The sequence below is a fragment of the Rhodoferax sp. genome, assembly GCF_039922535.1.
Taxonomy (GTDB): Bacteria; Pseudomonadota; Gammaproteobacteria; order Burkholderiales; family Burkholderiaceae_C; genus Rhodoferax_B.
In genome coordinates, this window is the sequence record NZ_JBDTEM010000399.1 from 1 (window position 1) to 3,198 (window position 3,198).

Genomic DNA, 3,198 nt, shown 5'->3' on the forward strand with positions numbered 1-3,198 from the left:
CCCAGCGGGAGTATCAGCCCGGTGTCTTCGGCGAGGGGAATGAATTCGGCCGGGGGCACCATGCCGCGCTCGGGGTGCTGCCAGCGCACCAGCGCTTCTACGCCGGTCAGTTGACATTCGCCGACCACTTGCGGCTGGTAGTACAGCTGCAGCTGGTTGCCAACGAGCGCCTCGCGCAGGCCCATTTCCAGCGCGGCGCGGGCACTTACCACGGCCTGCATGTGGGGGTCAAAAAACCGCAGCGTGTTGCGGCCCGCGCTCTTGGCCTGGTACATGGCCAGGTCGGCGCGCTTCAGAGGTTCTTCGATGCTCTCGTCCATCTCGCCAAACAAGGTGATGCCGATGCTGGGCGTGCTGTGGTGCACGGTGCCGGCAAGCAGAAAGTTCTGGTTCAGCACCGCCAGGATTTTGTCGCCCACCGCCTCGGCATGGGTGACGGCGTCCATCGCCTGCTGGCCCAGGTCTTCCAGCATCACCACAAACTCGTCGCCGCCCAGCCGGGCCACGGTATCGCCCTTGCGGATGCAGGTAGACAGGCGCCGGGCCACCTCTTGCAGCAGCAGGTCGCCCACGTGGTGGCCGTAGCTGTCGTTCAGGGTTTTGAAGTTGTCCAGGTCGACAAACAGTAGCGCGCCGCTGCGTTTGTCGCGGGCGTGGTTGGCCATGGTCAGGGCCAGGCGGTCCATTAACAGGCGGCGGTTGGGCAAGCCGGTCAGTGGGTCAAAAAAGGCCAGGTTCTGGATTTGCTCCTCGGCGGCCTTGCGGTCGGTGATGTCGGTGAAGGTGTCCACGTAATGGGTCACCTGGTCGTGCTCGTCCTTGATGGCGGTGATGGCAAACCAGCCCGGAAACAGCTCGCCATTTTTGCGCCGGTCCCACACTTCGCCCTGCCAGGTGCCGGTGTGCTCCAGGCTGGATGCCATGGCTTGGAAAAAATCCGCATCGTGCAGACCCGAGCGCAACAGGTCCGAAGGTGTCTGCCCTACGGCCTCTTCTGCCGAATAGCCCGTAATGTCGCAAAACGCCTGGTTGACCCGTAGGATCTGCCAATGGCGGTCGGTGACCAGCATGCCCTGCTGCGACTCGAATGCCGTGGCGGCAATGCGCAGCTCGATCTCGGCCAGCTTGCGCCCGGTGATGTCGCTGAGCACGGTGTGCACCGCCTTGGCACCGTCAAATTGGATGGGCGTGCCCTGCACTTCCACGTCGATCAAGCTGCCGTCCAGCTTGATAAAACGCAAGGCCACCACGCCCACCCGCTGGCCGCTTTCGGCCACATACCGGGCCCGCTGGTGCGCCAGCGCCAGCGACTCGGGGTGCAACAACTGCGCCATCAGCCGCCCCACCAGGTCTTGGGGCGAGGTGGCACCCAACAGCAGCGCCGCGGCCGGGTTGGCGTACACGATGCGGTCTTGGACGTGCACCACCACCGCCTCGGGTGACCACTCCACCAAAGTACGAAAGCGCTCTTCGCTGTCGCGCAGGGCGTGTTCGCGCTGGCCCAACGTGGCCAACAGGTGGTTAAGCCCGCCGATCAACTCACCCACCTCGTCGTTGTGCTGTATGGCCAGTGGCTGCAGCGGCAGTTCGCGCAAGGTGGGATCGGACAGGCGGGCCAGCGTGTGCACGGCCTCCAGCATCGGGGCCAGTTGGCGGCGCAGTATCCACCAGGTGAGCACACCGGCCAGCAAGGTCAGCACCAGCGTTGCCAGTAGCATGCGGTGCTGCATGGTGCGGATGGGCGCAAAGGCCACGTCGGTGGACAGCACGGCCGCCACCGTCCAGCCCGACTGGCTGATTCGCTTGCTGGACACCAGCACCTCCGCGCCCTGGCGGTCGGACATCAGGTTAAAGCCCTCGTGGTCTTGCAGGATGTAGTCGGTCAGCGGGTCGGCACCGGCGGCGGGCAGGGTTTCCAGTATGCGGGCCTTGTCGCTGGCCGTGATGATCTGCCGCGATGCGGGCACGGCGAACAGGGTGGCACCGGTCTTGGCGTAGCGGTTGTCGGTGATGCGGTCCAGAAAGTTGCGCCGGTGCAAATTGGTCAAACCCACCAGCACCCCCACCACCGCGCCCTCGGCATTGACGATGGGTACCGCCACCGGGAATACGGGGGCCTGCAACGGCAAATAGAAACTAGGCCGACCGACGTTGGATTCGCCCCGCTGGAAGGCCGCCTGGATCACCTCGGCCGCCACCGGCGGGCCCGGTACGATGCCCACGGCCAAACCGTCGGCATGCTTGGGCACGCCGTCCAGCCCGTAGACGATAAAACCACCGTTGAACAAGCTGGCCAGCTCCGGGCTCGCATCCAGGTAGCTTTGCAGCACCCCCCATTGGTCGGGAGCCACGTGGGTCAACATGGTGGCCAAAGTACCCAAGGGGCGCAGGCGCTGCTCCAGTTCACTATCAACCGCAGCGGCGGCCGAACTAACGGCCGCCACCTGCTGCTCGCCCAGCATGGCCGTCATGTCGTCGCGCAGCACATCGCTGGCGTAAAAAGACAGCGACCAGATGCCCGCCAAAAAGATCGCCAGGGTGCTCAGCGTGATACGGGTTTTGAGCGAGCGCCAAGGAAAAACCCGCGGCGCTGCAAAAGACTTACTCAACATTCCAATCCATGCAAAAGCTCTCCGGTGGCTGCGGTCAGTACCGAGGGATCAAGACGGTGCGGGCTGCGGACTTAAAACCCCAAAACGTTACTATTTGTATCAATACAACCGAACTGTAACCGCACGCCGTTCACAGGCCCAGCCAGAGACCCTAGCAGGGCATCCGGCCAAGCCTCTATTTTAAGGAATTAAGGCCTCTGACGCAGGTTCTACCTGCACCAGCAGCTCTTAAAACTGAAGCAAACCGAAAGGCTCAGCGCTTGGCGTATTAGAACCTGTTCACGTTCTAGCACGCCACCGTACGCAAAAAGTCAGCCAGCGTGCGACCTGGCTCGGGCCGGAACGGCGTGTCCAGCACCGTCACGCTCTGCATGCGGTCCACGCGGAAGCTGCGAAAGTCCTGCCGCACCTCGCACCAGGCCACCAGCGTCCAGGTGCGACCCCAGTAAAAGCAACCCAGCGGCTGCACCGTGCGCTGGCTGGTGGCCTCTTTCGCATCGCTGTAGTCCATGTGGATCTTGCGGCGCAAGCCAATCGCCTCGCGCAAGGTCTGCAAATGGGCGCGCACCGGGGCTGTCAGGCCGTT

At 63.7% G+C, this 3,198-nt stretch carries 2 protein-coding genes; both read right to left on the reverse strand.

The window, feature by feature from the left end:
• Positions 1–2,609, reverse strand: a 2,609-nt coding sequence (locus ABI213_RS18895) for a diguanylate cyclase (protein ID WP_348028233.1), incomplete at its 3' end; no start/stop codon positions are given.
• A 289-nt stretch (positions 2,610–2,898) separates the two neighbouring features.
• Positions 2,899–3,198 (reverse strand): WYL domain-containing protein (locus tag ABI213_RS18900; RefSeq protein WP_348028235.1); only part of this gene is annotated, 300 nt, incomplete at its 5' end.